The organism is Mycolicibacterium llatzerense (genome assembly GCF_025331195.1).
GTDB lineage: Bacteria > Actinomycetota > Actinomycetes > Mycobacteriales > Mycobacteriaceae > Mycobacterium > Mycobacterium llatzerense.
This window is the reverse complement of the sequence record NZ_LXOV01000001.1, coordinates 2,937,308-2,943,094: the sequence shown is the minus strand read 5'-3', so window position 1 is coordinate 2,943,094 and position 5,787 is coordinate 2,937,308. Positions and strand designations below refer to the sequence as shown.

The following is a 5,787-nucleotide window of genomic DNA, read 5'->3' as shown; positions in this document are numbered from 1 at the left end:
GCTGACCGCGGATCTTCGTGCACAAATCGCTCGGGCTTGTCGGTGCCGCCGGGCAGGATGGACACGTGAATCCGCTCGACAGGTTCAGTGACCTGACCCGGGAGTGGTTCTCGGCTGCCTTCAGCACGCCCACCCCGGCTCAGGCGCAGGCCTGGCAAGCCATCGCCGACGGGCACAACACGCTGGTCATCGCCCCCACCGGGTCCGGCAAGACGCTGGCGGCGTTCCTCTGGGCGATCGATCAGCTGGCGCAGGAGCCCGACGGCAAGGGCACCCGCGTGCTGTACGTCTCGCCGTTGAAGGCCCTCGCGGTCGACGTCGAACGCAACCTGTCCACGCCACTCACCGGCATCACACGGGTGGCCGAGCGCCTGGGCAAGCCCGCGCCCAAGATCACCGTGGGTGTGCGGTCGGGCGACACCTCCCCGGCACAGCGCCGCCAGCTGATCGCCAAACCGCCGGACATCCTGATCACCACACCCGAGTCGCTGTTCCTCATGTTGACGTCAGCGGCCCGCGAGACGCTGGCGACGGTGCGGACCGTCATCGTCGACGAGGTGCACGCGGTCGCTGCCACCAAACGTGGTGCACACCTGGCGCTTTCGCTGGAGCGGCTGGACCAGCTGACCGCGGCGCCGGCGCAGCGGATCGGCCTGTCCGCCACCGTCAAACCACCCGAGGAGGTGGCCCGTTTCCTGTCGGGCGCAGCCCCCACCACCATCGTCAAACCACCGGCCGCCAAGACCTTCGACCTGACCGTCGAGGTTCCGGTGCCCGACATGGCCAACCTCGACGGCGGCACCATCTGGCCCGATGTCGAGGAACGCATCGTCGACCTCATCGAGTCGCACAATTCATCCCTGGTGTTCACCAATTCCCGGCGGCTGGCCGAACGGCTCACCGCGCGGCTCAACGAGATTCACGCCGCCCGCTCCGGCATCGAGCTGCCCAACGAACGCAACCCGCAGATCGGTGGCGGCGCGCCCGCCACCATCATGGCCAGCGGCCAGACCTTCGGCGCACCGAGTCTGCTGGCCAAGGCTCACCACGGATCGGTCAGCAAGGAGGCCCGCGCCCAGGTCGAAGATGACCTCAAGAGCGGCCGACTCAAAGCCGTGGTGGCCACCTCGAGCCTCGAACTCGGCATCGACATGGGTGCGGTCGATCTGGTCATCCAGGTCGAAGCGCCACCGTCGGTGGCCAGCGGCCTGCAGCGCATCGGCCGCGCCGGTCACCAGGTCGGCGAGATCTCCGAGGGCGTACTGCTGCCCAAGCACCGGATCGACCTGATCAACTGCGCGGTCACCGTGCAGCGGATGCGCGCCGGCGAGATCGAAACCCTCCAGGTACCCACCAATCCCCTCGACGTGCTGGCCCAGCACACCGTCGCGGCAGCCGCCCTCGAGCCGCTCGACGCCGACCGGTGGTTCGACGCCGTCCGCCGCAGCGCGCCGTTCGCCGCGTTGCCGCGCAGCGCCTTCGAAGCGACACTGGATCTGCTGGCCGGCAAGTACCCGTCCACCGAGTTCGCGGAGCTGCGGCCGCGGCTGGTCTACGACCGCGACACCGGCACCCTGACCGCCCGTCCCGGCGCGCAGCGACTGGCCGTCACCTCCGGCGGCGCGATCCCGGACCGCGGCATGTTCACCGTCTATCTGGCAACCGGTGACGAAAAGCCCTCGCGGGTAGGCGAACTCGATGAAGAGATGGTCTACGAGTCGCGCCCCGGCGACGTCATCTCCCTGGGCGCCACCAGCTGGCGGATCACCGAGATCACCCATGATCGGGTACTGGTCCTGCCCGCACCTGGCCAACCCGCGCGGTTGCCGTTCTGGCGCGGCGACGCCGTCGGCCGTCCCGCCGAGCTGGGTGCCGCTATCGGTGCCTTCACCGGGAAACTCTCCGGTCTCCCCCGCACCGAGTTCGACGAGTACTGCAGCACAATGGGTTTCAACGGCTACGCCACCGACAATCTGTGGCAGCTGCTGGACGAGCAGCGACAGGCCACCGGCACGGTACCCACCGACACCACCTTCGTGGTGGAACGGTTCCGCGACGAGCTCGGCGATTGGCGGATCGTCCTGCATTCCCCCTACGGGCTGCGGGTACACGGGCCGCTGGCGCTGGCTGTCGGCCGCCGGATCATGGAGCGGTACGGCATCGACGAGAAGCCCACCGCATCCGACGACGGCCAAGTGCTGCGGCTGCCCGACACCGGGGAAACCCCGCCTGGCGCAGACATTTTCGTGTTCGACGCCGACGAGATCGAGTCCATCGTCACGGCCGAGGTCGGCGGGTCGGCGCTGTTTGCCTCCCGCTTCCGCGAGTGTGCGGCACGGGCGCTGCTGCTGCCGCGGCGTCACCCCGGCAAGCGGTCGCCGCTGTGGCATCAGCGGCAGCGTGCCGCCCAGCTGCTGGACATCGCGCGCAAGTACCCGGATTTCCCGATCGTGCTGGAGACCGTGCGGGAATGCCTGCAGGACGTCTACGACGTCCCGATGCTCACCGAGTTGATGCGCCGCGTCGCGCAACGCCGGATCCGAATACTCGACGTGCAGACCGCCACCCCGTCACCGTTCGCCGCGTCGTTGTTGTTCGGCTACGTCGGGGCGTTCATGTACGAAGGCGACAGCCCGCTCGCCGAACGTCGCGCTGCCGCACTGTCGTTGGACGCCACCCTGCTCGCCGAGCTGCTGGGCCGGGTGGAACTGCGCGAGCTGCTCGAACCCGACGTGGTGACGGCCACCATCCGGCAGCTGCAGCACTTGGCCGAGGATCGGGCGGCCCGTGACGCCGAGGGAATCGCCGACCTCCTGCGGCTGCTCGGACCACTGAGCACCGAGGAACTTCGGCAGCGTTGCACCGCAAGCGATGTCGAGGCCTGGTGCGCCACCCTGCAAGCCGCCAAACGCGCCGTCGCGGTGACCTTCGCCGGGCAGAGCTGGTGGGCCGCCGTCGAAGACATGGGGCTGCTGCGCGACGGCCTCGGGGTCGCGGTGCCGGTCGGGGTGCCGGCCAGTTTCACCGCTGCCGTGTCCGACCCGCTCGGCGAACTGCTCGGCCGCTACGCCCGGACCAACGGGCCGTTCACCACGACCCAGGCGGCCGCCAGGTTCGGCCTGGGCCACCGGGTGACGGCCGATGCCCTGAGCCGCATGGTGTTGGACGGCAAGATCATTCGTGGTGAGTTCACCGACATCCCGGACAGCGTCGATCAACAGTGGTGTGACGCCACGGTGCTGAAGATTCTGCGGCGCCGTTCGCTGGCCGCGCTGCGGGCCCAGATCGAACCGGTCAGCACGGCCGCATACGCGCGGTTCCTGCCCGCCTGGCAGCAGTTCGGCGACGCCCGCGGCATCGACGGCCTGGCGTCTGTCATCGAACAGCTTGCCGGCGTGCCGATTCCGGCATCCGCGGTCGAGCCGCTCGTGTTCGGTCAGCGCGTGTCGGACTACCAACCGGCGATGCTCGACGAGCTGCTGGCTTCCGGTGAGGTCACCTGGTCGGGGGCGGGACAGATCGCCGGCAGTGACGGGTGGGTCGTCTTCCATCGGGCCGACACCGCGCCACTGTCCCTGGCACCCGGTACGGAGATCGAATTCACCGACACCCATCGCGCGATCATGGAAACCCTCGGCTCAGCTGATGGGCCCGGTGGCGCCTACTTCTTCCGCCAGCTGGCGTCGGAGGACAACGCCGAGGCGAAACAGGCGCTGTGGGAACTGATCTGGGCCGGCTGGATCACCGGCGACACCTTCGCGCCAATACGTGCGCTCCTGGGCAACGCGGGGCGCAAACCCGGCGGCGCGCACCGCCAGCGGCAGCAGCGCCCGCCACGGCTCAGTCGCTACAGCGTCGCCCGGCCGCAGGCCCGCACCGTCGACCCGACGGTCGCCGGCCGATGGTCGGCACTGCCGCCCGCCGAGCCGGAATCCACCATGCGGGCGCACTTTCAGGCCGAGCTGCTGCTGAACCGCTACGGCGTCGTCACCCGCGGCGCTGCCGACGGCCTGCCCGGCGGATTCGCCACGCTGTACAAAGTCCTGACGGCTTTCGAGGAGGCCGGGCGCTGCCAGCGCGGATATTTCATCGAATCGCTTGGCGGCGCGCAGTTCGCGGTGGCCTCGACCGTCGACCGGTTGCGTAACTATCTCGACAGCGTCGACCAGAGCAACCCTGACTACACCGCCATCGTGCTGGCCGCCACCGATCCCGCGAACCCCTACGGCGTCGCGCTCCCGTGGCCCGAGGTGGCCGGCCACCGGCCAGGCCGCAAGGCGGGCGCGCTGGTGGCGTTGGTCGACGGCGAGTTGGTGTGGTTCCTGGAACGCGGCGGAAAGTCGTTGTTGTCGTTCGATGCGACCCCGGATCAACAACGTACGGCGGCCGGCGCGCTGGCGGACCTGGTGAGTGCGGGGCGCTTGCAGTCGCTGCTGATCGAAAAGGTCAACGGGGAGCCGGTATTGGCCCCCACCCCCGACGCCGAGCAGGCGCAGGTGCACGCGGCGCTCGCGGGCGCCGGTTTCTCCCGCACTCCGCGTGGGCTGCGGCTGCGCTAGGCCTCCGGCTTCACGTTCGGCAGTATCGAAGCCATGGATAACGGGTTGTCAGACGCCGCCATCGCCGCGATGACACCGGCTCAGCGGCACGACCTGATCATGCGATTACAGCGTCCGCTGGATGACGTGTTTCCGCCTGCCATGGCCAGAAGGATGCGGCGCATCCGTCTGACCTTGATGACCGGCAGCTGCATCGTGCTGATCCCGTGGGTCATCTACCTCGGATTCACGCTTCCGGACAGCTACACGGCGCACAACTGGCCGGCCACCTGGATCGGGTTCGACGGTCTGCTCGTCGCCTTCATGGCCACGACCGCCGTGCTGGGCTGGTTGCGTCGTCAACTGGTGCTGCTCACCGCGTTCACCACCGGGGTGCTGTTGGTGTGCGACGCCTGGTTCGACGTCATGACATCGGATTTCGGCCACGATTCGGCGGTGCCATTGGTGACCGCGGTGTTGATCGAACTCCCACTGGCGGTACTCATGATGACCGGAGCGCTCCGGATTCTGCGCCTGACCGCGACGCGGCTGTGGTTCCTCGAACCTGGCGCGCCGCTGTGGCGGCTGCCGCTGCTGCCCTGACCTGAAGCCACCGGATGCCGTACCAGCGGTGGTGAATTCTCTTGACGGCCAGTGCTTTTCCGCACCTCGGCGGAACCGCGGTGGTCCGTCTAGTTCGACGACGGTGTTGGTGGTGGTTCGAATGGTTGGTACCACCACCATTGGGCCCGTTCCCCGGTCGGTCCGGGGCACGGCGGCACATCGGGCGGAGGGCTCGTGGGTGGCCGGGCCAGCGATCGGTTGCTCAAGGGTTGCCCGGCTGAGTCGCTGACGACAAGTCGGTCGGCGGGTCCGGTGATGGTGATGCCACCCCGGTGATGCAACCGGTGGTGATAGGGACACACCAACACCAAATTGTGCAGTTCGGTGACGCCACCATCCTCCCAATGAATGACGTGGTGAGCATGCAAACCCCGGGTGGCCCCGCAGCCCGGAACCACACAGCACCGGTCGCGATGCTCCAGCGCCCGGCGCAGCCGGCGGCTGATGGTGCGGGTGCTGCGGCCCGCGCCGATCGGCTGACCGTGCCGCTGCAGCCACACCTCACACGTCGCATCACACAACAACAGCCGACGTTCCTCATCGGTCAGCACCGAACCCACATGCAGTGCCGCGCTGTCCTGGTCGATGTCCAGATGCACGACAACCGTGGTGTGCTGCCCATGCG

At 68.6% G+C, this 5,787-nt stretch carries 3 protein-coding genes; 2 read left to right on the top strand and 1 reads right to left on the bottom strand.

Annotation, left to right across the window (positions count from 1 at the left end; all coding sequences use genetic code 11):
- Positions 1 to 65: 65 nt before the first annotated feature.
- A complete protein-coding gene (locus tag A7G45_RS14490) occupies positions 66 to 4,559 on the top strand; it encodes an ATP-dependent helicase (RefSeq protein ID WP_260937876.1) in 4,494 nt (1,497 codons plus the stop codon).
- Positions 4,560 to 4,592: 33 nt separating this feature from the next.
- Positions 4,593 to 5,141 (top strand): hypothetical protein, encoded by a 549-nt coding sequence (locus A7G45_RS14485; RefSeq protein WP_260937874.1) that lies wholly within the window; start codon positions 4,593 to 4,595, stop codon positions 5,139 to 5,141.
- Between the two features lie 89 nt (positions 5,142 to 5,230).
- Here the strand turns inward: A7G45_RS14485 and A7G45_RS14480 are convergent.
- Positions 5,231 to 5,787: HNH endonuclease signature motif containing protein (locus A7G45_RS14480; RefSeq protein WP_260937872.1), on the bottom strand; the 557-nt coding region annotated here is incomplete at its 5' end.